Here is a 948-nt window from a genome sequence, read left to right on the forward strand (position 1 = left end):
CTAGGGCGTGTCTCCTAATTCGGGGCGTGGTTTTTGAAATAGTGGACGGGTGTCACGTACTTCCGTTTTGACTGATGACCAGTGGGCTCTGATTGAGGACCTGATGCCGGACTCCTCCGGGCGTCGGGGGCGTCCGTTTCAGGGCCACCGGCTGGTCATGGAGGGCATCATCTACCGTTTCCGGACCGGGATCCCGTGGCGTGACCTGCCTGAGTGCTACGGTCCGTGGCAGACGGTCTGGAAGCGTCACCGCCGGTTCAGCGGTGACGGCACGTGGGATAAGATCCAGGCTTCCCTGCTCTCGGAAGCAGACGCAGCCGGACTGATCGAGTGGGAAGTCTCCGTGGATTCGACAGTCAACCGCGCCCACCAGCACGCGACCAACCTTCCCCGCAGCGCGGGGGGACCTGTCGAATTACATGAAACTGTTGGAGGAGCCCGGTGACCACGCGATCGGGCGGTCCCGCGGCGGGCTGACGACGAAGATTCACCACCTCTGCGACGGCAAGATGCGCCCGTTGGTCATCCTGCTCGGCCCGGGCCAAGGCGGTGATTCCCCGATGTTCCCGAACCTGCTTGAGGCGCTGAAGGTACCCAAGCTTGGCGGGGGCAAGGCCCGCTCCCGTCCGGACCGGGCACTGGCGGACAAGGCGTACTCCTCCCGGGCGAACCGGGAGCTGCTGCGCCGGCGCGGGATCCAGGCAGTGATTCCGGAACGCTCCGACCAGGAAGCGAACCGCAAGCGACGGGGCAGCAAGGGCGGAAGACCTGTGGGTCTAGACAAAGATGCCTACAAACGCCGGAACGTCGTCGAAAGGGCCTTCAACGTATTCAAGCAATGGCGCGGGCTCGCCACCCGATACGACAAGCTCGCCCTCACGTACCGCGGCGCCGTCGTCCTTCGCGCGATCACCGTCTGGCTCAAAGTATTAGGAGACACGCCCTAGC

Annotated in this window: 1 protein-coding gene; it reads left to right on the forward strand. The window is 64.2% G+C overall.

The genetic code is table 11. The features are described 5' to 3' along the window. Positions 1 to 49 precede the first annotated feature (49 nt). Positions 50 to 947, forward strand: a protein-coding gene (locus MRBLAR12_RS16190; protein WP_229995585.1) for an IS5 family transposase whose coding sequence is annotated in 2 segments (ribosomal slippage) — positions 50 to 409 and positions 411 to 947 — 897 coding nt in all. Because the reading frame shifts where the segments join, the coding sequence is not laid out codon by codon here. Position 948 lies beyond the last annotated feature (1 nt).

Source organism: Arthrobacter sp. LAR12-1-1.1 (assembly GCF_040676555.1).
GTDB lineage: Bacteria > Actinomycetota > Actinomycetes > Actinomycetales > Micrococcaceae > Arthrobacter.